The organism is Candidatus Pelagibacter sp. PS_28 (genome assembly GCF_059417885.1).
In genome coordinates, this window is sequence record NZ_CM182070.1 from 931,899 (window position 1) to 956,209 (window position 24,311).

22 protein-coding genes and 1 other RNA gene are annotated in these 24,311 nt (G+C 30.7%); 3 read left to right on the forward strand and 20 right to left on the reverse strand.

Going from position 1 to position 24,311, the window contains the following annotated elements:
* Window positions 1-66: 66 nt before the first annotated feature.
* From rodA to hflK, 14 genes are all read right to left on the reverse strand, one after another.
* Window positions 67-1,188, reverse strand: a complete 1,122-nt coding sequence (gene rodA / locus AC5SMR_RS05100) for a rod shape-determining protein RodA (protein WP_494576487.1) — start codon at window positions 1,186-1,188, stop codon at window positions 67-69.
* Complete coding sequence (gene mrdA / locus AC5SMR_RS05105; RefSeq protein ID WP_494576489.1) at window positions 1,189-3,156, reverse strand: penicillin-binding protein 2; 1,968 nt, start codon at window positions 3,154-3,156, stop codon at window positions 1,189-1,191.
* Window positions 3,146-3,667, reverse strand: coding sequence for a rod shape-determining protein MreD (locus tag AC5SMR_RS05110; RefSeq protein WP_494576491.1), 522 nt, complete (start codon window positions 3,665-3,667; stop codon window positions 3,146-3,148). Before AC5SMR_RS05110 ends, mrdA begins: the two co-directional genes overlap by 11 nt.
* Window positions 3,664-4,515, reverse strand: a complete 852-nt coding sequence (gene mreC / locus AC5SMR_RS05115) for a rod shape-determining protein MreC (RefSeq protein WP_494576493.1) — start codon at window positions 4,513-4,515, stop codon at window positions 3,664-3,666. The genes AC5SMR_RS05110 and mreC overlap by 4 nt, the downstream gene beginning before the upstream one ends.
* 5 nt (window positions 4,516-4,520) lie before the next feature.
* Complete coding sequence (locus AC5SMR_RS05120; protein WP_494576495.1) at window positions 4,521-5,558, reverse strand: rod shape-determining protein; 1,038 nt, start codon at window positions 5,556-5,558, stop codon at window positions 4,521-4,523.
* A 1-nt stretch (window position 5,559) separates the two neighbouring features.
* Window positions 5,560-7,128: a 2-isopropylmalate synthase gene (locus AC5SMR_RS05125; protein WP_006997910.1), complete on the reverse strand. Its 1,569-nt coding sequence runs from the start codon at window positions 7,126-7,128 to the stop codon at window positions 5,560-5,562.
* A 105-nt stretch (window positions 7,129-7,233) separates the two neighbouring features.
* Window positions 7,234-8,253 (reverse strand): ketol-acid reductoisomerase, encoded by a 1,020-nt coding sequence (gene ilvC, locus AC5SMR_RS05130; RefSeq protein WP_494576498.1) that lies wholly within the window; start codon window positions 8,251-8,253, stop codon window positions 7,234-7,236.
* A gap of 19 nt (window positions 8,254-8,272) precedes the next feature.
* The gene (gene ilvN, locus AC5SMR_RS05135; RefSeq protein ID WP_494576500.1) at window positions 8,273-8,821 is read right to left on the reverse strand and encodes an acetolactate synthase small subunit; all 549 of its coding nucleotides are present in this window, start codon (window positions 8,819-8,821) and stop codon (window positions 8,273-8,275) included.
* Complete coding sequence (locus AC5SMR_RS05140; RefSeq protein WP_494576502.1) at window positions 8,822-10,588, reverse strand: acetolactate synthase 3 large subunit; 1,767 nt, start codon at window positions 10,586-10,588, stop codon at window positions 8,822-8,824.
* A 19-nt stretch (window positions 10,589-10,607) separates the two neighbouring features.
* Window positions 10,608-11,549, reverse strand: a complete 942-nt coding sequence (gene miaA / locus AC5SMR_RS05145) for a tRNA (adenosine(37)-N6)-dimethylallyltransferase MiaA (protein WP_494576504.1) — start codon at window positions 11,547-11,549, stop codon at window positions 10,608-10,610.
* 2 nt (window positions 11,550-11,551) lie between these two features.
* Window positions 11,552-12,964, reverse strand: a complete 1,413-nt coding sequence (locus AC5SMR_RS05150; RefSeq protein WP_494576506.1) for a Do family serine endopeptidase — start codon at window positions 12,962-12,964, stop codon at window positions 11,552-11,554.
* Window position 12,965: 1 nt separating this feature from the next.
* Window positions 12,966-13,151: a DUF2065 domain-containing protein gene (locus AC5SMR_RS05155; RefSeq protein WP_006997904.1), complete on the reverse strand. Its 186-nt coding sequence runs from the start codon at window positions 13,149-13,151 to the stop codon at window positions 12,966-12,968.
* 9 nt (window positions 13,152-13,160) lie between these two features.
* The gene (gene hflC / locus AC5SMR_RS05160) at window positions 13,161-14,027 is read right to left on the reverse strand and encodes a protease modulator HflC (protein WP_018414329.1); all 867 of its coding nucleotides are present in this window, start codon (window positions 14,025-14,027) and stop codon (window positions 13,161-13,163) included.
* Window positions 14,027-15,127, reverse strand: coding sequence for an FtsH protease activity modulator HflK (gene hflK, locus AC5SMR_RS05165; RefSeq protein ID WP_011281404.1), 1,101 nt, complete (start codon window positions 15,125-15,127; stop codon window positions 14,027-14,029). Before hflK ends, hflC begins: the two co-directional genes overlap by 1 nt.
* Window positions 15,128-15,178: 51 nt before the next feature.
* On the opposite strand from hflK, the gene AC5SMR_RS05170 reads away from it, so the two are divergent.
* Complete coding sequence (locus AC5SMR_RS05170) at window positions 15,179-16,003, forward strand: Mrp/NBP35 family ATP-binding protein (RefSeq protein ID WP_494576509.1); 825 nt, start codon at window positions 15,179-15,181, stop codon at window positions 16,001-16,003.
* On the opposite strand, the gene thyX is transcribed toward AC5SMR_RS05170, so the two are convergent.
* Window positions 15,984-16,931, reverse strand: a complete 948-nt coding sequence (gene thyX, locus AC5SMR_RS05175) for an FAD-dependent thymidylate synthase (RefSeq protein ID WP_494576511.1) — start codon at window positions 16,929-16,931, stop codon at window positions 15,984-15,986. The two genes, AC5SMR_RS05170 and thyX, sit on opposite strands and share 20 nt — an antisense overlap.
* A 4-nt stretch (window positions 16,932-16,935) precedes the next feature.
* On the opposite strand from thyX, the gene ssrA reads away from it, so the two are divergent.
* Window positions 16,936-17,237, forward strand: a transfer-messenger RNA (tmRNA) gene (gene ssrA / locus AC5SMR_RS05180).
* Window positions 17,238-17,327: 90 nt separating this feature from the next.
* Here ssrA and AC5SMR_RS05185 read toward each other — a convergent pair.
* The 4 genes from AC5SMR_RS05185 to AC5SMR_RS05200 form a co-directional block, all read right to left on the reverse strand.
* On the reverse strand, window positions 17,328-18,353 hold the full coding sequence (locus AC5SMR_RS05185; RefSeq protein ID WP_494576513.1) for a hypothetical protein: 1,026 nt from the start codon (window positions 18,351-18,353) through the stop codon (window positions 17,328-17,330).
* Between the two features lie 234 nt (window positions 18,354-18,587).
* On the reverse strand, window positions 18,588-19,577 hold the full coding sequence (locus AC5SMR_RS05190; RefSeq protein WP_494576515.1) for a hypothetical protein: 990 nt from the start codon (window positions 19,575-19,577) through the stop codon (window positions 18,588-18,590).
* A 3-nt stretch (window positions 19,578-19,580) separates the two neighbouring features.
* Window positions 19,581-20,879, reverse strand: a complete 1,299-nt coding sequence (locus AC5SMR_RS05195) for a hypothetical protein (protein ID WP_494576517.1) — start codon at window positions 20,877-20,879, stop codon at window positions 19,581-19,583.
* 149 nt (window positions 20,880-21,028) lie between these two features.
* Window positions 21,029-21,400 (reverse strand): pyrophosphohydrolase domain-containing protein, encoded by a 372-nt coding sequence (locus tag AC5SMR_RS05200; protein ID WP_006997897.1) that lies wholly within the window; start codon window positions 21,398-21,400, stop codon window positions 21,029-21,031.
* 66 nt (window positions 21,401-21,466) lie between these two features.
* On the opposite strand from AC5SMR_RS05200, the gene fumC reads away from it, so the two are divergent.
* Window positions 21,467-22,855 (forward strand): class II fumarate hydratase, encoded by a 1,389-nt coding sequence (gene fumC, locus AC5SMR_RS05205; RefSeq protein WP_494576519.1) that lies wholly within the window; start codon window positions 21,467-21,469, stop codon window positions 22,853-22,855.
* Here the strand turns inward: fumC and AC5SMR_RS05210 are convergent.
* Window positions 22,843-24,294 carry a hypothetical protein gene (locus AC5SMR_RS05210; protein ID WP_494576521.1) on the reverse strand — a complete coding sequence of 484 codons (1,452 nt, stop codon included), beginning with the start codon at window positions 24,292-24,294 and terminating at the stop codon, window positions 22,843-22,845. The genes fumC and AC5SMR_RS05210 overlap by 13 nt on opposite strands.
* Window positions 24,295-24,311 lie beyond the last annotated feature (17 nt).

The following is a 24,311-nucleotide window of genomic DNA, read 5'->3' on the forward strand; positions in this document are numbered from 1 at the left end:
CACTTTATATAATTCTTAAAATTAAATATTCTCGCGACAAATTCGACAAGTAAAACATTAAAATACTTACGCTATTAGCTGTTTATGATTAATTTTAGCACTCATGACAATTGCAAATCCAATCATGGTTGCAAGCATTGAAGACCCTCCATATGACATAATTGGCAAAGGAGACCCAACGATAGGCAGTAAACCTAAAACCATTGACATATTTACTGTTACATAAAAAAATATTGCAGACCCATAGCCGTAGCAAAAAAGTTTAGCGAAATAACTCCTCGAGATTGCACCAATTCTTAATACTCTATAAATAATGATTATATAAATTAACAATAAAACTAGAGAACCTAAAAAACCATGCTCCTCAGCAAATAAAGTGAAAATGAAATCTGTATGTTTTTCTGGTAAAAATTCTAAATAACTTTGAGTTCCTTTTAAAAAACCTTTACCAGTTAAACCTCCAGATCCAACTGCTATTTTAGATTGAATAATTTGGTAACCTGCACCTAGAGGATCCCTATCTGGATTAAGAAAAGTCAAAATTCTAAGCTTTTGATAAGGTTGTAAAAAAGCAATGGCAAAAGGCATTGAAATTAATAAAGTTATAAATGAATAAACAAAATATTTAATATTAATTCCTGCAAGCCATATGACAACTAATCCACTTAAAGCAATTAAAATTGAAGTTCCCAAATCAGGTTGAGTAATAACAAGCATGATTGGTAAAATTAAAATTACCAAAGCAACAAACATAACTTGAAAACTATTAACTTTATTCAATTGTATACGGTGATAATATTTAGCAAGGCATACTATTATTGCAATTTTCATTAATTCAGATGGCTGTAAATTAATAAAATATAAATTGATCCATCTTTGTGATCCTGAAGCTTTAATGCCATATAAAGAAGCCCAGACTAGAAAAAATAAAACTACAATATAAAAAAAGTAAGCAAAGTAATGCCAAAATTTAATATTAAAAAATGACATAAAAATCATCATTGTGAAAAAAATTAAAAATTTTGAAATATGACTTTTACTATGAAATAAGATTTGCCCCCCATCTGTTGAGTACATGGACAAAGCACTAATTAACCCAAGCAATAAAATACAAATTAACAAAATGTAATCAAAATTTCTTAATTTTTGAAAAAAAGTGGTTTGTGTACTAAATGAGTTGTATTGCATTTATATTTTTAAATCATTTTGTTTAGTTTGTTTCTCTCTTAGCTCATGTCTATCTACAATTAATTTAAATAGTTTTTTTGCAATCGGTGCAGCGGTCGAGCTTCCTGATCCACCATGCTCTATAACAATACTTAATGCGTATCTTGGATTCTTATATGGACCAAAAGCTATGTATAAAGCGTGATCCCTCTCATTATATGGAATTTCAGAAGTACTTAAATCTAGTTCTCTTGCAGCTTCAGTTATTCTTTTAACCTGTGATGTTCCTGTCTTTCCAGCAAATTGGTATTTGGGATCTTCGATACGTGAATTATAAGAAGTCCCTCTGACCTCATTTGTAGATGCAAACATCGCTTCACGAACTAAGTTTATATTTTTAGAACTTTTAAATAAAGTTTCATGTTCTTTTTTATCTAAAAACTCTAAAAGTTCTTCTGTTGTATTTTTTAATCCACTGTCTTTTTTATTTAATTGTTTTTTGTTTTTATTCATTATGAATCTAATTTCTTCTGCAGTTTTACTATCCTCATCTACTATTATTTTTGGATAAATCTTAAATCCTCCATTTGCAAGCTGAGCTGTCATTTGGCATAATTGTAGAGGTGTTGTTTGAGTATAGCCCTGTCCAATACCTGTGATTAATGTTTCACCTATAACCCAACCTTTTCCTAAATTATTTTTTTTCCATTTAGTGTCAGGAATTAACCCTTTTTTCTCAATACTAAATGTTTCATTTAAAACTTTTTCACCAAGGCCAAATTTTATAGATGTTTCTTTTAATCGATCCACACCAAGTTTTCTCGCAATCTCATAAAAATATGTATCACAAGACTGTTTCATTGCGCTCTTTAAATCTACAATGCCATGTCCTTTTTTTTTCCAACAATGATAAGTTTGACCATACATTTCAATTTTTCCTGTACAGTTAACTTTGAAATTTTCATCAATAATTTTATTTTCTAGTGCTGATAAAGCTACCATTGGTTTGAATGTTGAGCCTGGTGAATACAAACCAGATAAAGTTTTATTAACTAATGGTTTTAATGGATTATTTCTAATTAACTGCCAATCATCTTGATTAATTCCAAAAAGAAATAAATTAGGGTCAAATGACGGTGAAGATTGCATAGCAACTATTTCACCCGTATAGATATCCATTACACTTATTGAGCCAGCTACACCTTTTAAAAGCTCATTACAAAACTTTTGAATTTCTGTATCTACAGTGAGTTTAATTGTTTTGCCATTTAATCCATCGGTATAATCAAGTTGGCTAATTCTTTTTCCATAGGCATTAACTTCATACCTTTGGATACCATTCGTACCAATTAATTCATCTTCAAAAGTTTTTTCTAAACCATTTTTTCCTACTTTGAGTCCTGGTACATGTGTGCTTCTTATAATTTCATTATTTAGAATATCTTTTTCACTTGCTTCACTAACATAGCCCAAAACATGTGTATAACTTTCATTAAAGGGATAGTTTCGTGATACAGATAGAACTGGTTTGGCTCCTACTAAATCGTGTAAGTAATAATTTATTTTTGTAAACTGCTCCCATGTTAAATTTTTAGAAATGATTATAGTTTCCCAGGGTTTTTGTTTATTTTTTTGGTCTATTATTTTTTTAAAATCACTATTAGTTATTGATAAAATATCTTTTAACCTTACCATCAAATATTTAAAGTTTTCTACTTCCTCTGGAATTACGTGCAATTGATACACTTTTAAATTTCCAGCAATAATATTTCCAAAATAATCTAAAAACTCACCTCTAATTGGAGGTAATCTCCACTCACGTAACCTATTTTTGTCAGATAGAGTTAAATATTTTTTATTCTCTGTAATTTGTAATGAAAATAATCGAGTAATTATTCCAGTAAATACAACCAACTTGGCAACACCAATAATGAACATTCTTCTATTAATAGTTTGAACTTTTTTTACACCAAAATCTTCACCCAGCATTATTATTTCTCACTACATAATTTTCAAAAAAATTAAATAAATTTGAAAATAAAAAATAAAACAAAAAAGTAAATGTAATATTTATTATTTGTTCAAAATAATTTAACTCATAATTAAAAATAAATTTTAAAGATAAAAACAATAATGAATTTATAATTAAAATTGTTAAAAGAAAAAATATACCATCTTTTAGTAAACTTGGTCTTAAAGTAATATTTCTAAGATAGGATGCTGCTCCACAAAGTATTAAATACATTAAACTGCTTAATCCAATTGGAGTTCCTATCACAACATCGTTAAACAAACCTGCAATAAAAATATAGGTATATCCTAAACTTTCAGTTTTTTTTAGACTGTAGTAAAAAATTAAAATGTAAGAAAAATTAAATGAAAAATATTTTAAACCTAAATAATTAAAATCATAATCATTTAAAACAGATACGAAAAGTAAAATTAAGGGTACATTTAATAATATTATTCTAATAAAATTTTTATTTCTTAACCCTGTCATTTGTTCTCACTTTTTTTAAATGAAACAACTTTTACAAATTTTAATTGAGAAAAATCTGAAAAAAAATCTACTTTTTTTTCATCACTCAAGTTATTAATATTCATTCTTCCTATAGGTATTCCAGCCTTGAATAAACTACCTGCTCCCGAAGTGTAAATAACGGACTCATTTTTGATATCCTCATATTTTTTGCTATACTGAATTTTCCCATAATCTTTACCCGTCCCTGAAAGTATAGAAAATACTGTGTTCGGCTCTACTATGACTGGAATTTTACTATTCAAATCTGAAAGTAATAATACCCTAGATGATGAATAGTTAACCTCAACAATTTTTCCAACAAGATATTCACCATCTATTACAACCATTCCAAGGTTTATTTTATGTTTACTGCCTTTGTTAATGATGATTGATCTTAAGTATGGACTACTTTTATCACTTAAAACTTTAGCAATTATAGTGTCTGATTTAACCAAATAATCATCAACAATATTTTTTAATCTTTGGTTTTCTGAAATTATAAATTCATTTAATAAATCTTTGGCTTTTAAAATCTCTAGTTCAGACTTAATTTTTTCATTTTCCTTATAAAGTTTTTTGTGATTTTGGATTGTAAGATAACTATCTTTTAATAAATTTTCTGGCACAGAAACTATAAAAGACGATCTATAAACTACTTCCTTAATGCCTATTTTTACATAGTTTATAATTTTAAAGTTAAAACTGCCCAAAATTAAAAAAACTATAGAAAAGAATATTAAACTTAATAATGAGAACCTTTGCTGTGTTCCTTTTTTTAAAAAAGCAGATCTTAATGCAATTACAAAATCATCTCTGCTTGTTTCCATTATTTCTAATACTCAGATAACATAGTAGAGAATGTTTCTTCTTGATCTAGCGCTTTTCCTGTCCCAATTGCAACACATGCTAAAGGATCATCTGCTATAAAAACTGGCAATCCAGTTTCTTTTGAGAATCTTTTATCAATATTTTTTAATAAAGCCCCACCACCTGTTAACGTTAAACCCATATCCACTAAATCAGCAGATAATTCAGGAGGAGTATTTTCCAGAGCATCTTTTATCCCATTTACCATTTCTTTTAAAATATCATTTAAAGCTTCTGCTGTATCTTCTTCAGTAATATTTACTTCTTTAGGTGTTCCTGATCTTAAATCTCTACCTTTAACTGCATAAGTATTACTGTTTGACGGAATAGCAGTACCAATTTCTTTTTTTATTTTTTCAGCAGTACTATCTCCAATCATTAAATTGTATTCTTTTCTCATATAATTTACTAAAGCCGTATCCATTGCATCTCCAGCAACTCTTAAAGATTTAGAATAAACAAGACCTCCCAGTGACATAACAGCTATTTCCGTAGTACCTCCACCAATATCAACAACCATTGATCCAGTTGCTTCTGAGATTGGTAGACCTGCACCAATTGCTGCAGCAATAGGTTCTTCAATTAACTGAACTCTTCTGGCCCCCGCCGCTAACGCACTATCTTGAATGGCTTTTCTTTCAACGGGTGTTGACCCTGTTGGAACACAAATTAAAATTCTTGGGTTTGCAAAAGTTTTATTTTTGTGAACTTTTTTTATAAAATGTTTAATCATTTCCTCGGTAACTATAAAGTCTGCAATCACTCCGTCTCTCAAAGGTCTAATAGCACTAATGTTACCAGGTGTTCTTCCAAGCATCGTCTTTGCTTCATCACCTACAGCTAACACAGTTTTTTTTCCCATATTCTCAGCAATGGCTACTACAGAGGGTTCATTTAAAACTACTCCTTGTCCTTTTAAAACAACAAGTGTATTAGCGGTTCCAAGATCAATCGCCATATCTTGACTCCAAACGTTAGTTATACTTTTAAACCAATTAGCCATCTTATATTCCCTTCACTTTCTGAGTTTCATGCTCCATTGGAACAGTTTTTTTTCTTTTAATAATCATTTTATTTAAAGCACTTAAATAAGCATTAGCTGACGCTACTAATGTGTCAGTATCCGCAGCTTGTCCAACTGTAGTTTTGCCTTCTTCTTCAATTCTAACACTTACTGTAGCTTGAGCGTCTGTTCCCTCAGTAACCGCATGTACTTGATAAAGTTGTAATTTAACGTCGTGTGGATATAAAACTTTTATACATTTAAAAATAGCATCTACAGGACCATCACCTGTTTCTGATGTTGATTTTACTTCTCCATAAACGTCAAGTGTCATTTCTGCTTTTTGAGGCTCACCTGTTCCTGCAAAAACTTTTAAAGACTTTAAATTTATTGCATTAATTTTATTGTCTGAAATTAAACTATCATCAACTAAGGCCATAATATCATCATCATAAACATGTTTTTTCTTGTCAGCTAAAACTTTAAATTTACCAAAAGCAGATTGGATTACGTCATCAGTTACATCTGCATAACCAAGATCATTTAACTTTTCTTTAAAAGCATGTCGCCCCGAATGTTTACCCATTACTAATGAAGTTTTCTTAACCCCCACACTCTCTGGTGTCATAATTTCATAGGTTTCTCTATTTTTAAGCATTCCATCTTGATGAATACCTGCTTCATGAGCAAAAGCATTTTTTCCAACAATTGCCTTATTAAATTGAACTGGAAACGTTGCATTAGAGACAACTTTTGAAGCTTTGCTTAATAATTCAGTTTTAATTCCTGTTGTAAAAGGCATTAAATCATTTCTTGTTCTTATCGCCATTACAATTTCTTCAAGTGCAGCATTACCTGCTCTTTCTCCAATACCATTAATTGTACATTCAACTTGTCTTGCACCAGCCTGAACTCCAGCCAAAGAATTTGCAACTGCTAATCCTAAATCGTTATGACAGTGAACAGATAAAATAGCTTTATCTATATTTGGAACTTTGTTTTTCAAAGTTGTGATAATTTTAGTAAATTCTGATGGAATTGTATAACCAACAGTGTCAGGAATATTTATTGTTTTGGCTCCACTGCTGATTGCTGTCTCAACTATCTTACACATAAAATCCATGTCTGTTCTAGTTCCATCTTCACAAGACCACTCAACATCATCTGTTAAATTTCTTGCATAAGTTACACTTTCTTTTATTGCATCCAAAACTTGTTCTGGAGTTTTATTTAATTTGTGCTTCATGTGTAGTGGACTTGTGGAAATAAAAGTATGAATTCTAAATCTTGGTGAAGCTTTTAATGCTTCATGACATGCATCTATATCCTTTTTACTAGCTCTTGATAATCCACATGGAATAGAATTTTTTAGAATTTTACTTATTGCAGTTACAGCCTCAAAGTCACCAGGGGATGCAATTGGAAAACCAGCTTCAATTACATCTATGCCTAATTCATCAAAAATTCTTGCAATTTGAATTTTTTCTTCAATACTCATTGATGCACCAGGTGACTGTTCACCATCTCGCATCGTAGTATCAAATATAATAACTTTATCTTTATCGCTCATAACCAATAATTTTAGAAAATCTATAATACAATCTATAATAGAGATTGCAAAATAAATGTTATATTTTGGTTATAATTTATGATCGATTTAGGTTTTTAGTAAAAATTAACTCTTATCACTATCTATTAATTTTTTCTTACCAATCCAAGGCATCATGGCTCTAAGTTCTGCACCAACCTTTTCAATTGGATGATCCGCAAGATCTTTTCTCATTTTTAAAAAGTTCTTTTGGCCGCCTTCACACTCTTTCATCCAGTCTTTTGTGAACTTACCAGATTGAATATCAGCTAGAACTTCTTTCATTCTTTTCTTGCTCTCACTATCAACAACCTTTTTACCAGATACATACTCTCCATACTCTGCTGTATTGGAAATTGAGTAATTCATATTAGCAATTCCTCCTTCGTAAATTAAGTCTACTATCAACTTTACTTCATGTAGACATTCAAAGTATGCCATTTCTGGTTCATAGCCAGCTTCAGTTAGGGTTTCAAAGCCATTTTTAATAAGCTCAACTAATCCACCACATAAAACTGATTGTTCGCCAAATAAATCTGTTTCACACTCATCTTTAAAGGTAGTTTCAATAATACCAGATTTCCCCCCACCTATTGCCGAGGCATATGATAATGCAAGGTCTCTTGCTTTACCTGTTCCATTTTGATGAACTGCAAATAAACATGGAACTCCACCACCTCTTTCAAACTCACTTCTAACCAGGTGGCCCGGTCCTTTGGGAGCAACCATAAATACATCTAAATCTTTTCTAGCATCAATCAGCTTGTAATGAATATTTAATCCATGAGCGAAAGCTAAACTTGTTCCTTGTTTAATTCTTTGCTCAATATGATTTTTATAAATTGAAGCTTGTAATTCATCAGGTGTTAAGATCATTGCAACTTCTGCCCATTCAGCAGCATCTGACATATTCATAACTCTTAATCCTTTTGACTCAGCTTTTGCTTTACTTGCTGATCCATCTCTAAGGGCTACAACAACTTCTTTGGCTCCACTATCTTTTAAATTTAGTGCATGCGCATGACCTTGGCTTCCATAACCAAAAATTGCTATTTTTTTACTTTTAATTAAATCTACATCTGCATCTTTTTCATAAAACATTTTCATTTTTTTCTCCTATTGGTAATTAATTTAAAATTTCTGCACCTCTAGTCATTGCTACCGCTCCCGTTCTTGAGGCACTGACAAGACCAAGTGGTTTTAAATTCTTTATCATACTATCTATTTCTCTTCTTAAAGCTGTTATTTGAATTACAACAGATTTATTTGTGTGATCTAATATAACTGGATTATACTTTTTACAAGCATTTAAAGCTTTCTTAATTTCGATAGAATTTGCAACAATTTTTAATAGGGCCATTTCTTTAAATATCACTTTTTTATCTTCTCTTTTAAAATTAACAACATTATGCACCGGAACTAATTTTTTGAGCTGCAATACAATTTGTTCTATAACTTGTGGTGTCCCTGTTGTGACAATAGTAATTCTAGAAAGATTTTTTTTATGGTCAATTTCAGCAACTGCTAAGGATTCAATATTATATCCTCTACCTGAAAATAGCCCTACCACTCTTGATAAAACACTTGCTTCGTTATCAACCCATACAACAATAATGTGTGTATCAATTTTTCCAGATTTACTCGGTGTGCTATATGCGGATTTAGATTTTACCATTTAAACTAACGCTTTTCCTTTTCCTGTAATTTTATTTGCATCCTGATCCTTTGGACCTAAAAGCATTTGGTTGTGAGGTTTTCCCGATGGGATCATTGGAAAACAATTCTCTCCTTGATCTACAAGACAGTCAAAAATAACAGGTCTATCTGTGTTAATCATTTCTTCAATTTTTTCATCTAATTCACTTGGATCTTTTGCTCTAATACCAACACATCCATAAGCTTCTGCTAATTTAACAAAATCTGGTAAAGCTTTTGAATAACTTTCAGAATAATTTTTTTCGTGTAGTAGCTCCTGCCACTGTCTAACCATTCCCATATATTGGTTATTTAAAATAAATATCTTTATTGGCAAATTATACTGAACTGCCGTTGATATCTCCTGCATATTCATAAGAATTGAGGCTTCACCTGCTATATCTACCACTAGTTTTTTTGGATGAGCTACCTGAACACCAATAGCTGCTGGTAATCCATAACCCATTGTTCCAAGACCTCCAGATGTCATCCATCTATTAGGTTTATCAAATTTATAATGTTGTGCTGCCCACATTTGATGCTGTCCGACTTCAGTTGTAATATAAGTGTCACTGTTTTTTGTTAATTCGTACAATCGTTGAACTGCATACTGAGGTTTAATAATTGTATCGCTGTTCACAAAACTTAAAGATTGTTTAGTCCGCCATTTTTCAATTTGTAACCACCAGTTTGAAATTTTTTGTTTATTAGATTTTTCTAGATTTAATTTTTTCTTTTTTAATGTTTTGGTCGTTGAACTGATTACATCCGATACATCACCAACTATTGATAAATCAACTTTAACTATTTTATTGATTGAGGATGGATCTATATCAATGTGAACCTTTTTTGATTTCGGAGAGAACTCATCTATTTTTCCTGTGATCCTATCATCAAACCTTGCACCAATATTAATTAATAAGTCACAGTCATGCATTGCATTATTAGCTTCATAAGTTCCGTGCATTCCAAGCATTCCTAAAAATTGATTATCATTTCCAGGATAAGCACCTAGGCCTTGTAAAGTTGAGGTTATAGGAAACCCGGTTAAAGAAACTAACTCTCTTAACAATTCACTTGCTTTGGGTCCTGAGTTAATAACTCCACCACCGGTATAAAATATTGGTTTTTTAGACTTGCTCATTAAATCAATAAATTGATCTATGTCTTTTTGATTAAATCTATTTAAATTTTTAGTAACAACTTTTTTATCTTTATTTGGTTTTGAGTATTTTGTTTTTGCAAATTGAATATCTTTTGGAATATCAACTAATACTGGTCCTGGTCTTCCTGTTGTTGCAACTTCAAAGGCTTCATGCATAATTCTTGGCAAATCATTTATATCTTTAACTAACCAATTATGTTTGGTGCAAGGTCTTGTAATTCCTGTAGTATCGCATTCTTGAAAAGCATCTGTTCCAATTAAGTGTGTAGGTACTTGTCCTGAAATACAAACTAGAGGAACTGAATCCATATAAGCGTCGGTTAATGCAGTTACAACATTTGTTGCACCTGGTCCTGAAGTAACCAATACAACACCTGGTTTTCCAGTTGATCTTGCATAACCTTCCGCAGCATGACCTGCTCCTTGTTCATGTCTAACTAAAATATGTTTTATAGTTGGATGATTTTTTAGTTCATCATAGATAGGAAGAACTGCTCCACCTGGATATCCAAAAATATGTTCAACTTTTTGGTCTTCAAGACACTTGAATACTATCTCTGCTCCTGAATATAATTTTGGCATCCAGGCAATCTATCGGACTTTATGTTAATTGGTCAAGTTTAAGAGAAGATTTTTTTAATTTTTTTATATAACCATCTAATTTGATTGGATCAATTTTAATCCACGATGACATCCTAGTTCTTGCCCAAGTCGCTTGTCTTTTAGCGTATTGTCTTGTTTTAATTGATATTAACTTTTCTGCTTCATCCAAGGTAATTTCATGATTTAGATACTGTGTCAATTCGGCAATCCCAATTACCTTGTTTACACTCTGATCTTTTTTAATTTTTAATTTAAGAAATTTTTTAACTTCAGAAATGGCTCCATTTTTTACCATGCTAGAAGTTCTTAAATTAATTCTTTCAACAAGTTTTTTTCTTTTTGTTTCAATATGCAGTTTTAAAAAATCACTATCTTTAAATTCAGATTTAGTCTTAGCTAACCAATCATACATAGATATATTTGTATAAGATTTAATTTCATAAGCTCTTATGGATCTTTGAGTATCATTTGGATCAAATTTGTCTTTAATTTTAGGATCAAGTTTTAAAAGTTTTTTATAAAATTTTTTTTGTCCTTCTTTTTTAGACATTAGTCTAACTTTGTTTCTAAACTTAAGAGGTATTTCTGGAATTTTAACTAGTCCATTAATTAATGATTGAAAATATAGACCTGTTCCACCAACTAAAACTGGAATTTTTTTCTTTTTTTGAATATTTTTAATTTTTTTAATTGTTAGTTCTAACCATTGTCCAGTTGAAAATTTTTCATTTAAATCAACAAATCCATATAGATGATGTTTAATATTTTTTTGTTCTTGCTTGTTGGGTCTTGCAGTTAATGTTTTTAATTTTTTGTAAACTTGCATGCTGTCAGCATTGATGATTTCTCCTTCAATTTTTTTTGCAATCTTAACAGCAAAATTTGATTTACCTGATGCAGTCGGTCCTGAAATTAAGATAATTTTGGACTGTTTGTCCATTATTAATCTAGCTTAACACCAATATATCTTCTTTGGTTTTGATTATTGTAAATTACAATCAAAATAGTTTTTTGATTAGATTTTAAAACAGTGCCTACAATATCTTCAAGATCTTTAGTAGATTTTATTTTTTTCTTTTGAGCTTCAACAATAACATCTCCAACATTTAAGTAATCTATTGGGCTATTTTTTCCAATATTTGTTATAACCAAACCTGTTGTTTGATTGGGTAATTTTCTTTGCTTAATATCTTCATCATTCAATGGTCTTACAATTATTTTTAAAGATTTAATTTCAGAAATATCAGGTGTTTCTTCTTTAGTTTCCTTTTTTTCTACTTTAAAATCCTCTGAAGTTTCAAGTCTTCCTAGTTTAATTTTTTTTGTAATCTCTCTTTTATTTCTCCAGATTTTAACATCTACAGTTTTACCAACTTCTGTTTGCGCAACAATTATTGGTAATTCTTTCATCTCTTTAATTTTAGTATTATTAAACTCTAATATAATGTCTCCTGCTTTAATTCCTGCTTTGTCAGATGGGCTATTTTCTGCAACACTAGCAACTAATGCTCCTCTAGGATCATCTAATTTTTCAACTTCAGCAATTTCTTCAGAAACTACCTGAATTCTAACGCCCAGCCATCCTCTTTTAGTTTCACCAAATTCTATTAATTGATTTACAACTCTTTTTGCATCGTTCGATGGTATCGAAAAACCTATCCCAATAGAGCCACCCTTACCCAAAATTGCTGTGTTAATTCCAATTACATCACCATTCATATCAAATAAAGGTCCGCCTGAGTTTCCTGAGTTTATTGATGCATCAGTTTGAATGTAATCTTCATAACGAGACAGACCGATTGATCTATTTCTTGCTGATATTATTCCTGCGGTAACCGTTCCTCCTAAGCCAAAGGGATTACCAATTGCGATAACCCAATCACCAATTCTCGCTTGATCAGAATTTCCAAATTTAACTGGTGTAAATTTTTCTTTTGAATCTATTTGAAGGACTGCAATATCAGATAAGGGATCAGCACCAACAACCGTTGCTTTATATTCTTTATCACCATCAACTCGAACTAAAATATCTTCTGCATTTTGAATAACATGGTTATTAGTGATTACAATCCCACTCTCTTCTATTATAAATCCTGAACCTAGTGCAGCAGACTTCCTTGTTTGAGGTGTTCCAAATTCTTTGAACATATCTTCAAAAGGTGATCCTGGGGGAAACTGAAAACCAGGAAATGGATTTGAATTTGTAGTAACTGTTGTCGTTGTAGAAATATTTACAACAGATGGCATTAATTTTTCTGCCAGATCCGCAAATGATGCTGGTGCGTCTTTTGCTAATACTCCTGAAGCAAAACTTATTGCAAAAAATATAATAAATAATTCTTTAATTCTGTTCATTTTAACTTTTTATATACCAAATAATTATAAAACCTATAACTGCAAAAATTAACCCACCACTTCTTAATTGTGAGTCTTTTATCATCTCCATTTTTTTTAACATACTTTTCATTTTTGATGGAAATAAGGCATATAAAATTCCTTCTATAAAAAGAAAAAGTCCAAAAGCTATAATCAGCTCTTTCATTATTTTAGATTAATTTTTAGGTTTTATGTTACCGAAAAATTTAAAGAATTCACTATCAGGCGATAAAATTAAAGATGTCTGTCCACCAATTAAAGCAGTTTCATAAGCTTGCATCGCTCTGTAGAAAGCAAAAAATTCTGCATCTCTTCCAAAGGCTTCCGCAAAAATTTTATTTCTTTCACCATCACCTTGACCCTTCATGATCTCAGATTCTTTATTAGCATTTGCTAAAATTACAGAAACATCTTTATCTGCAGTTGAAGTAATTGTAACTGCCATCTCAGCACCTTTTGCTCTAAATTCTTTTGCTTCTCTTTCCCTTTCAGTCTGCATTCTTCTATAAATTGCATCACTGTTTGCTTGTGGAAGGTCCGCTCTTTTAATTCTAACATCTACTATTTTAATTCCAAAACTTTCAGCTTCAGTATTTACACCTTCTTGTATTAAAGCCATTTGTTTAGTTCTATCTTTTGAAAGTAAAGTTTGTAATTCTTGCTGTCCGAGTACATTTCTCAGTCTTGAGTTAATAATCGTTGCTAGTCTTGATCTTGCAACTCTTTCATTGCCAACTGAAATATAAAATTTTAAAGGGTCTACAATTCTAAATCTTGCAAATGCATCAACAATTAAACGCTTTTGATCTGATGCAATAACTTCTTCTGGTGGTGTATCTAAATTTAAAATTCTTGTATCTAGAAAAACTACGTTTTGAATAAAAGGAATTTTAAAATTTAAACCTGGTTTTGTAATAATTCTTTTAGGATCACCAAATTGGAGAACAATCGCTTGGTTTGTCTCTTTAACTATAAACATAGATAGAAACGCTAATGCTCCTACTGCAATAATTATTGGTAATAAAATTTTTTGTACTTTCATTAGTTACTTGCCTTTTTTTTACCTAGCTCTGGTAATGGTAAATACGGCACCACACCTGAACCTGCATTTTTTTCTATAATTACTTTATCAATATCAGCTAAAACTTTTTCCATAGTCTCTAGGTACATTCTTTCTTGAGTAACTTCTTTTGCTTTTGCATACTCTTCATAGATAGATACGAATCTGCTAGCTTCACCTTCTGCTTGAGCAACCACTTGTTGTTTATAAGCTTCAGCTGCTTGCATAATTTTTGCAGCTTCTCCTCTAGCTCTTGGGATCACATCGTTTGCATAAGCTTCAGCTTCATTTTTGGATCTTTCCATATCCGCTCTTGCAGCTTGTACGTCTCTAAAAGAATCAATTACTTGATTAGGTGGGTCTGCTTTTTGCGTTTGTACTTGAGTTACTTGAATACCACTATTGTATTCATCTAATATCTTTTGAATAATTTCTTGTGTTTCAATTTCAATTTTAGCTCTTCCTTCAGTTAAAATTGATTGAATATTACTTTTAGCAACAACTTCTCTCATTGCAGTTTCTGCAGCAGCTTTCACAGTGCTTTCTGGGTCTTGGACCTCAAATAAGAATTTTCCTGCATCTTTAATTATCCAGAATACTGAAAAATCGATATTAACAATATTTTCATCCCCTGTTAACATTAAACTTTCTTGAGGGATATCTGCCACTCCTCCACCTTGTGAAAAACCACTTTCTCTTTCAGATCTAAAACCAATATCCATTCTATTAACTTTTGTAACTTTTGGTGTTTCAACAGCCTCTACTGGAAAAGGAATATGATAATTTAATCCTGGTTGTGTAGTTTTAATAAACTTACCAAATCTAAGAACAACACCTTGTTCATCTGGAAGTACTCTATATAGGCCACTTGCTAACCATACGAAGGCTAAAATAATTAGAACTAATATAATTGGTTTTCCTCCTGATGAGCTTCCACCAGGTAAAAATTTATTTATTTTACTTTGAATATCTCTAATAATTGCATCTACATCAGGTGGTGTAGGTCCTTTTCCCGAACCATTTCCTCCTCCTGGAGGTGTTCCCCATGGGCTTCCGCCTCTACCTTGAAAATCATCTGACATATGACAAAGTATATAATGTCTTTATAATAAAAAACAAGTAATGATGAGATTATGACAGATAAAAAGCCAGAACTAAGTGACGCAATGAAAAAAAAACTGGAACCTAGAAAGTTCACAAAGAACCCAATTTTAGGAACAAAATTTACAATAGCTGTTTCAAGTGCAAAAGGAGGAGTTGGAAAATCAACTTTTGCAACCAACCTTGCTTTAGCATTAAAACAAATTGGCTGCAAAGTTGGTTTACTTGACGCTGATATTTATGGTCCTTCAATTCCAAAGATGTTTGATATTAATGAAAAACCAAAAAGTGATGGTCAAACCTTAACTCCAATTACAAAATATGACATTCAATGTATGTCCATTGGTTTTCTTGCAGACCAGCAAACTCCAATGATTTGGCGTGGACCTATGGTTACTAGTGCAATTAAAACATTTACACAAAAAGTTGGTTGGAAAGATTTAGATTTTATCATTGTTGATATGCCTCCAGGAACTGGAGATACCCAATTAACTTTTTCTCAAGAAATTAAGATGGATGGAGCAATTATTGTCTCAACTCCTCAAGAAGTAGCTCTTCTTGATGTTAAAAGAGGGATTAAAATGTTTGACAAGCTTGGAGTTAAGATCTTGGGTTTAGTTGATAACATGAGCTATTTCACTGGTGATGATGGTAAAAAATATAAAATATTTGGTGAAGGTGGGGTTAAGCGAACTGCAGATGAATTTGAAAAAGAATTTTTAGGAGAAATTCCAATAAATCCTGAGGTTGGAAAATGTGGAGATGAAGGAAAGCCAATTGTTGAAGCTAATCCTGAACACGAAATTTCTAAAATATATTTAGACTTTGCTAGAAAAATTAAATCAACTTATCTTTAAGATCAAAAGAAACCATAAGTTCATTCCATTCTCTTTTGGATAAGCCTGAACTATCTGGATTAACATCCTCACCTTTAATAAGTTTTTGAATGATAATTTTTCCTTTAGCTGAAATTTCTGTGCCCCCTACTCTATAATCCATGAATGCATCATAAGTTATAGGTACCCATTTCTTAACAGTATCTAACATGATGTCAGCATAAACTCTTATTTCATACTGAGCATGACTATCAGCTCTTAATCTTAAAAAATTCATTAAGTTTAATAAATCAGTTTTCCAATACCACTGGGTATAAGTGTTTAAAGTTAAATTCATTCTTGCAAGTTCTCTTGCTAACCCTTTTTTATTTTCATCAATCGTTGATCCATCAAATCTTTGATTGAGCATCATCTCATAATTATCATAAGTTTGTTCAGCATCATTTTTTAAAAGTTCTAAAACTTCTTTTGCTTGTTCACCTTCAATTACATCACCTCTACCTTGTCTGTTACTTGAAGACTGTGCTGCTAAATTTTCTGCTGATGGCAAATAAAATTCTTTATCTAAAATTGAATATCTAGCTGAGTACTCGTTAACATTTGCTGTTCTATGTCTTATCCATTGTCGAGCAATAAAGATTGGAAGTTTGACATGGTATTTAATTTCACACATTTCAAATGGAGTGCTGTGCCAATGTCTCATTAAATATTTAATTAGACCTGCATCTGTTGAAACTTGTTTGGTTCCTTTTCCATATGAAACTCTAGCTGACTGAACAATTGAAGTGTCATCTCCCATGTAATCAATAACTCTTACAAAACCATGGTCTAATGCTGGCATTGCCTCATATAGAATATTTTCAAGCGCTGGAGCTGTAACTCTTTTTGTTTGATTTTGCTGACCTTGTTGATCTTTGATTTCTTGTGATTGTTCTTTAGTTAATTTCATGATTTTTATTGAATCTCTTTCAAATGCTTTTATAGTAATACTGTTGGCTTGCCAACTACGACGATAAACGAATTTCGTAATAACCATTACGGACGTGGGGGCAGTACCCACCACCTCCACCATTTACAACTTACGGGGGTGAAATAGGATCGACGGGTGACTAAAGGCTATTCTTTCGTTCGGGATTGTTCCACCGTAACGGGCTAAACTTTAAATGCTGACGAAAGTTACGCACTTGCTGCATAATTAACTTAGGTTAATTATAGAAGCACGGTCTGGGGCACCGGGTAACAGAACGCCCCTACACACTCCTCTACTTCTCTTTATTTATAATGCTGATTAACGTTTAGATTACTTTTTGTCGGGCACATGTCGGGATTTTACTTAAAAGTTTTTTCATTTAACTTTTGAAACAATAAAATCTAAAATTTGAGGATAGTAATCTTGAAAACAAGAATAATAAAGCATTACATGCCCTCTAGCTTTTTTCTTCATTTCTTTCTTTTCTTTTTTATCAACTGGCTTAAATCCTTTATGTTTTTTTTTAACATCATGGGTCTCTTCCCATCCCGCTTGCATTCTTGGCAAATCTTTACACAGTTTTCCATTTACAGAAATTTCTCTACCATTTTTTGCATTGTGACCAGCTAATTCAATCATAGTGGCACCCGGTATATCTCCTATCCATTTTAAATATTTGTAATCACTATGCCAGTCTGCATGACCGTCAACGGGACTTGAAAAACTAATTGAAGAAAGTTCTTTAAAAGTTTTCATTTCATCAATTAACATTTTTCTTATAGGTCCATTTGGCTTTCTGTCCCAACAATTAGGCATATAGGCGATAGCACTGTTAAAAGCATCAGGGTATTTTCCTTTAAGTCTAAGTGCGTTCCATGCACCACAAGAATGTCCTGATAAAAATATTTGGTTTCTAGGTGTGCCTTTTCTTGCAAAATAATCTATAGCTTCTTTTGTTCTTTTTTCTCTTAAATAAGTAGGAAAATTATTTATTACACAGTCATACCATGGAGGATGATAACCTCCTCTAAGTTTCCATCCACAAGCATATCCAATTTCTTTCCCTTTAAAAGGATCATTCTTTTTGTCAATTAAACTTCCATTCATCCATAAAACGGTTTCTTTTCCTTTAATATTTTTTCCAGAAAGATTAGGTGCCATTAATTTTGCTAAGCTAGAAGCCCAGCCTGGTCCCCAGCTTTTATCCCATCCCCACCCACCATGATTGAAGATAATTATGATTTTGTTTTCTGGGTTTTCAATATCTCTACCTTTCTGAATTTTTAATTTTTTTCCATCTGACCAAACAAAAGCATCAAAATTATTTGGCTTATGGTCGTTAGCAAAAGAAGTGTTAGTCCACAACAAACTCAGAACTATAATTCCTAAAATCTTTTTCATGAACCACGATCCTAGCACCAATATCTTTGTCGGGCTAGTGTCGGGATTTTAGGTAATTTTGTACCCTCTAGTATTTCAACTTTGTTGCAAAATAAGGATTATACAAGCACGGTCTGGGGCACCGGGTAACAGAACGCCCCTTACCACTCTCCTACTTCTCTTTATTTATAATGCTGATTAACGTTTAGATTACTTTTTGTCGGGCACATGTCGAGATTTTACTTAAAAGTTTTTTCATAAGTTTTCTTTTATGAATTTAACACTTTTAAGAAGCATTTTATTATCTACTTGGTGTCCTAAGTTTTTTGGGCTTTCAAATTTAACATTATCTACAATTTGATTTATGTATTTTTGAGAATTTTTCCACATCACAGTATTAACTTCTAAAGAAACAGGACTTGATTCAAAAAGTAGCCCATCTACAAAAAGTTTTTTTACTATTCCAAACTCTTTATCTGTTAAATCTTCAGCACCTTTCCTAAATGGATTTGATTTATCTTTTGTTCCTTGCCAGTAAAATTGAGGTGTATTTTTGTATTCTTCTAGAGGAAATTTTTTTCCAGTAATTTTTACAAAATCATACGTTCCAATAGGGTATATAGTTTCAATTCCATTAATTTTATCAGCTGGAACAGGTAGCAAACCTCCTATTCCTCCACCAACTGCAACTGATACTCTGTCTGGATTTAAAAAAGTAAATCTTGCTGCAAATAGAGAGGATGATGAAAAACCAGTAAAAATAACCTTTTCATTTATACTTTGGTTATTTTCTTTCAACAATCTTTCTCTTGCATCGTCAATCATGGCAATTAACTGCAAATCAATTCTTTTGTATTTATCATTATTTATTTTTATAGTGTCGCTATCTAATTGAGGAAAATAATAATGCCATTTTAAATTGGGTAAATCTTTTTCAATTTCTTTAGTAGCGAATGGAAAAACAGGCATTAATAAAGGGAAATTTAATTTTTTTGCAATATCAGAACCCAAAACCCAACCCAGAGACTTTTTAGCTTTACTGGTCATATCTTTTATTGATTTACCGTTACCAGTGTTATTTGACTCAACAATTAAATATTTTGCATCTGAAGTTTTTTTTGAAGTTTTTAACAAATAAGGAAAATTAAAACCTTTTTCTGGATTAGCTTTAACCACTATTGTTTTAGAATAAGCATTCCCACTCAACAACAAACCCAGAACCACGATCCCTAAAATTTTTTTCATTATTTAATTTCCTTGATAAAAAGATTTTGCTATTTGATCGTTAAAAATTTTCATTTTTCCTGATTGTTGATCCCAGTAAGAAAATTTACAGCCTGAACCACCAGATCTATAATTCCACTTACCATTTTTTAAATCTTTTTTTTGTTTTTCTCTTAGCTTGACTAACTTTTTATGATTATATTTTTCCCATTCATTTTGACATATAAGTTTAAATGGATCATAAGGATCTTTTGATGTTGGAGTTAAGTAAACTGAATCTTCTCCTTTGGGACATCCTTCTACATCATGAACATAAGCTTTACCAAAAAACATTTGTTTAGCAGGAGTGTCTTGACCACTGGTAAAATGAGCATTTTTACTCATACCAGGAACACAAGCAAACCCTCCACCCATTGCATGATGCATTTCATGAACGGAAGTTCTAATCATATTATCTACTTTTTTATTATATTTGTTTTTTAAGAACATTGATGCCATTCCCACTCCACCTTCACCACCATCTACACTTGTTACATCAGCAAAGGTAAAATAAATCTTTTTTGGATTGTTAAATCCATTAGCCCACAACCAGCCACTATAATTTTGATTGATATGTTTGTGAAGCTCTTTACGTTTTCTGTCTAATCGAATGAAAGAAACATCAAGTTTACCATCTTCTCTATAATCATATTTATATTTTTTAGGACCAGAGGAGCCTTTTGTTTTTTTACTAAAACTTTCATGAAGTTTATTCATTTTATCTGCATATTCTTCAATTTTTCCATTAATGTCTAATTCACGATCTTTATCATTTGCTGTAAGCATATAAATAAAATGAATTTGATAATTATCTGTTACATCGGGCTGATCTTCAAAAAATCTTCCTGGTTTTTTATCTATCTTTAGATTCTTTTCTTCTAGCACTTTTGCTTCTGCTATTTTAGTTTTTGCTATGGTAGATGCTTTAGCCTTGTCGTATTTCCAAACAATTTCTTCATTAACTGCATACAAATAACATTCTTTGCCCGTATGTTTCTCTGCATATTTCATACATTGTTTATATGTTTTTTTATGAAGTTTTTCTAAATCCTTACCTTTATTAGCTGCCCAGGAATATTGGTCATAATTACAACTAGCATAGAGAACACCAGTTTTATTTTTTTTTATTAATTCTTTTAAATGTTTTTTTATAAGTTTTTCGTGTTGAAATTTAAGTCCTTTATCACACCCTGCAATAGACGTTACTCCAGGTTCATTAACGCCTGCATTAGCATTCCCACACAACAACAAACCCAGAACCACAATCCCTAAAAACTTTTTCATGGTCCAAGGTTAACAAATCCTATAATCTGTGACGAGTCGATTTTTACTCGTCCTCTACTCGTCCGAATACTTAAAATTTATGTGATTTTGTAAAAATAATTGGTTATAATCAAGCAAAGTTCGGGGCACCTGGCAACAGAACGCCCCTACTAATTTACAAATTTAGTTAGATCAGGTTTAAAATATTTAGGGCCCTTCATAACTTTTCCAGATTCGTTATAAATTGGTTTACCATCTTCACCTAACTTACTCATATTTGAGTTTTGCACTTCCTCAAAGCACTTATCAAGATCAATACCAAACGCATGTCCAGCTCCATACGTTACATACAATATGTCTGTTAAAGCATCTGCAACTTCTAAAAGATCTTTATTTTCCATTGCTTCTTTAAGCTCTTCTAATTCCTCTTTTATTAAATCATATCTAAGGCTATTGATCTTATCAGTGCTAAAAGATGGCTTAGTTTTGACTTCTTGACCAAAGGTTTCCATAAAAGTTTTTACTTTGTTAAAATTTGACATTTAGCTCCTGTAAGTTTTTAAAAATTAATATATAAGTATATTAAATTACTAATTATATATTAATCAATGAAATTAAGAAAAGAATTTGACAGTATTGGAAGCATCAACGTACCTAGCGATAAGTATTGGGGTGCATCAACTCAAAGATCTAATAAGTTTTTTAATATTGGAAAAATTTTAGTTAATATTTCTATAATAAAATCTATTGCGATCATTAAAAGATCTGCTGCTTTAGTGCATTATAAAGAAAAGCAAATAAATAAAAAAATTACTAATTCAATAATTAAAGCTTCAGATGAAGTTATAAAAGGAAAACTAGATGAAAATTTTCCTTTAAAGGTTTGGCAAACAGGATCTGGCACACAAACTAATATGAATGTTAATGAGGTAATTGCAAACAGAGCAATTGAAATATTGGGTGGAAAAAAAGGTTCAAAAAAACCAGTTCATCCAAATGATCATGTAAATAAATCTCAATCAACAAATGATGTTTTTCCAACAGCTATGCATATATCTGTTGCTCAGGAGACTATATCAAAACTATTACCTAGTTTAAAAATTTTAGAAAAAGAGTTAGCAAAAAAATCTAAAGAATTTAAAAATATTATTAAAATTGGTAGAACCCATTTACAAGATGCAACACCATTATCACTTGGGCAAGAATTTTCAGGCTACCAGGTACAGCTAAAAAAATGCATTGAAAGAGTAGAGCTTTCACTTAAAGAAATATATTTTTTAGCGCAAGGCGGGACGGCTGTTGGGACAGGTATTAACTCTAAAAAAGGTTTTGATAAAAAAATTGTTAAAGAGATTGCTAAATATACAAAAATCCCCTTTAAACCAGCTCCAAATAAATTTGCAGAACTTGCAGCTCACGACTCTATTGTAAATTTTTCAGGTACACTAAATACTTGTGCTGTTGCATTAATGAAAATATCAAATGATGTGAGATTTTTAGGTTCAGGGCCTCGTGCTGGATATGGTGAATTAATATTGCCAGAAAATGAACCTGGTTCATCTATTATGCCAGGAAAAGTCAACCCTACTCAATGTGAGGCAGTAACAATGGTTTGTGCGAAAGTAATAGGCAATCATACAGGAATTACAATTGCTGGATCACACGGGCATTTTGAATTGAATGTATTTAAGCCAATGATTGCTCATAATGTGCTTCAATCGATAGATCTTATTGCTGATAGTACTAAAAATTTTGCAATTTATTGTGTTAAAGGAATAAAAGCTAACAAGAAAAGAATTAAAGAGCATCTGGATAATTCTTTAATGCTAGTAACAGCGCTAGCCCCGCACATTGGATATGATAATGCAGCAAAAATTGCAAAGACTGCTTTAAAAAATGGGACAACACTAAAATATGAAACTCTTAAAACAGGTCTTGTTGATGAGAAAGATTATAAGAAAATAGTAGATCCTAAAAAAATGATTTACCCATCATAAAGGTTAATTAATTCATTCAGCAACCTTCTACTTTTAGTTAAATTATTAGAATTAATATCAATAAAACCTTCAGCTATATTGTTAAATTGAGAACTCACGTCATTACCGTTTATCTTAATATTCTTAAGTTCAATTTGATTGCTCAAGAAATCATAAATTATATTTAACTTAATATTTCTTATGTTTTTTCTTGAATTCTTATTGGTGTTTAAAAAAGAATATAATTTATCAATATTTTTAATGTCTATTGATAAATTAGAACTCAAAAATAACTTGTCATTGTCTAAAAATAAATCGCTATTAGAAATTTCCATTAAACCAATATTATTGTTGATAAATACCGATTTATCAAAGCTGATTTTACCATTTAAAATTCTTAACTCTAGTTTAGCTTCATTAAAAATTTCATCTTTTTTAGTAGACTTAATATTTACTAAAGTTTGTACACTAATATTTTCATTAAATAATAAACCTGATTTAATAAATTCATTGATTATAGAGTTTGGTGTAAATAAATTTGAAATTTTATAATCGTATAAATTAATTTTTAAATTTAGATCAAATGGATTTATTGCAAGTTGTCCATTGTAATCTACTTTGGAATTATAAATTCTAGAACCATCTGATTGAAATATTGCTATTTGATCTTTAATATTAAATTTTGTATTAATGGATGAACTTAAAATAGAAATATTACTTATTCCACTACTTAAGTTTTCATCTTTTTTAAAAAAATCATTTATAACTTTTAGTTTAAGATCGGGAGCATTTATCTCAATTTGTTTTTGTAAATTAAGTACATTTTCATATTTTAGTTTGAAAGGTATGTTAAAAATTTCTCCTTTTAAATCAAAAAGATTAAATAAATTTTTTTCATCAAAGAATAAAAATGCATTGGAGATTTTTATAATTGAAATTATTTCATTTAAATTGTTCTTAAAAAAAATATTACTGTCATTAATTTTAATTTTTTTTTTTGAAAATTTATTTTCACTGTCTTTATAAAGTGGTTTTAAATCATTGCTTAATAAAGAAAAATTTGCTTCTTCAATAACTACTTCGTTTATTCTAATGCTGTCCTTATTGAAAAAATTATTTTGACTAATAAAAATATTTAATATTTTAATCTCTGCTAAAGAAGTTTTGCTGTCTCTAATTAAATAATGAGGTTTTGGTAAAATACGATAAGAAAAATCAAATGAATTGCCTAGATTTATATTAAATTCATTACCTAATTCAGTTACAATTTTATTTTGTATCCAATTTTTGTCATATAAAAGGGGTATTGATAAATAAAAAATGTAAATAAATAATACAACTATTGCAGATATTAAATATTTACTAAATTTGCTGACCTGAAACTTATCATTTGTTTTATTCTCAACTTTGAATATTGTCTTTTTAATTAAGTTATTAAAATTTTTAACAATTTGTTTCATAAATTACATTGAAAGTT

Coding starts and splice junctions, on each gene's coding strand:
- rodA (WP_494576487.1), bottom strand. CDS start 1,188: ATGCAATACAACTCATTTAGTACACAAACCACTTTTTTTCAAAAATTA.
- mrdA (WP_494576489.1), bottom strand. CDS start 3,156: ATGCTGGGTGAAGATTTTGGTGTAAAAAAAGTTCAAACTATTAATAGA.
- AC5SMR_RS05110 (WP_494576491.1), bottom strand. CDS start 3,667: ATGACAGGGTTAAGAAATAAAAATTTTATTAGAATAATATTATTAAAT.
- mreC (WP_494576493.1), bottom strand. CDS start 4,515: ATGGAAACAAGCAGAGATGATTTTGTAATTGCATTAAGATCTGCTTTT.
- AC5SMR_RS05120 (WP_494576495.1), bottom strand. CDS start 5,558: ATGGCTAATTGGTTTAAAAGTATAACTAACGTTTGGAGTCAAGATATG.
- AC5SMR_RS05125 (WP_006997910.1), bottom strand. CDS start 7,128: ATGAGCGATAAAGATAAAGTTATTATATTTGATACTACGATGCGAGAT.
- ilvC (WP_494576498.1), bottom strand. CDS start 8,253: ATGAAAATGTTTTATGAAAAAGATGCAGATGTAGATTTAATTAAAAGT.
- ilvN (WP_494576500.1), bottom strand. CDS start 8,821: ATGGTAAAATCTAAATCCGCATATAGCACACCGAGTAAATCTGGAAAA.
- AC5SMR_RS05140 (WP_494576502.1), bottom strand. CDS start 10,588: ATGCCAAAATTATATTCAGGAGCAGAGATAGTATTCAAGTGTCTTGAA.
- miaA (WP_494576504.1), bottom strand. CDS start 11,549: ATGGACAAACAGTCCAAAATTATCTTAATTTCAGGACCGACTGCATCA.
- AC5SMR_RS05150 (WP_494576506.1), bottom strand. CDS start 12,964: ATGAACAGAATTAAAGAATTATTTATTATATTTTTTGCAATAAGTTTT.
- AC5SMR_RS05155 (WP_006997904.1), bottom strand. CDS start 13,151: ATGAAAGAGCTGATTATAGCTTTTGGACTTTTTCTTTTTATAGAAGGA.
- hflC (WP_018414329.1), bottom strand. CDS start 14,027: ATGAAAGTACAAAAAATTTTATTACCAATAATTATTGCAGTAGGAGCA.
- hflK (WP_011281404.1), bottom strand. CDS start 15,127: ATGTCAGATGATTTTCAAGGTAGAGGCGGAAGCCCATGGGGAACACCT.
- AC5SMR_RS05170 (WP_494576509.1), top strand. CDS start 15,179: ATGACAGATAAAAAGCCAGAACTAAGTGACGCAATGAAAAAAAAACTG.
- thyX (WP_494576511.1), bottom strand. CDS start 16,931: ATGAAATTAACTAAAGAACAATCACAAGAAATCAAAGATCAACAAGGT.
- AC5SMR_RS05185 (WP_494576513.1), bottom strand. CDS start 18,353: ATGAAAAAGATTTTAGGAATTATAGTTCTGAGTTTGTTGTGGACTAAC.
- AC5SMR_RS05190 (WP_494576515.1), bottom strand. CDS start 19,577: ATGAAAAAAATTTTAGGGATCGTGGTTCTGGGTTTGTTGTTGAGTGGG.
- AC5SMR_RS05195 (WP_494576517.1), bottom strand. CDS start 20,879: ATGAAAAAGTTTTTAGGGATTGTGGTTCTGGGTTTGTTGTTGTGTGGG.
- AC5SMR_RS05200 (WP_006997897.1), bottom strand. CDS start 21,400: ATGTCAAATTTTAACAAAGTAAAAACTTTTATGGAAACCTTTGGTCAA.
- fumC (WP_494576519.1), top strand. CDS start 21,467: ATGAAATTAAGAAAAGAATTTGACAGTATTGGAAGCATCAACGTACCT.
- AC5SMR_RS05210 (WP_494576521.1), bottom strand. CDS start 24,294: ATGAAACAAATTGTTAAAAATTTTAATAACTTAATTAAAAAGACAATA.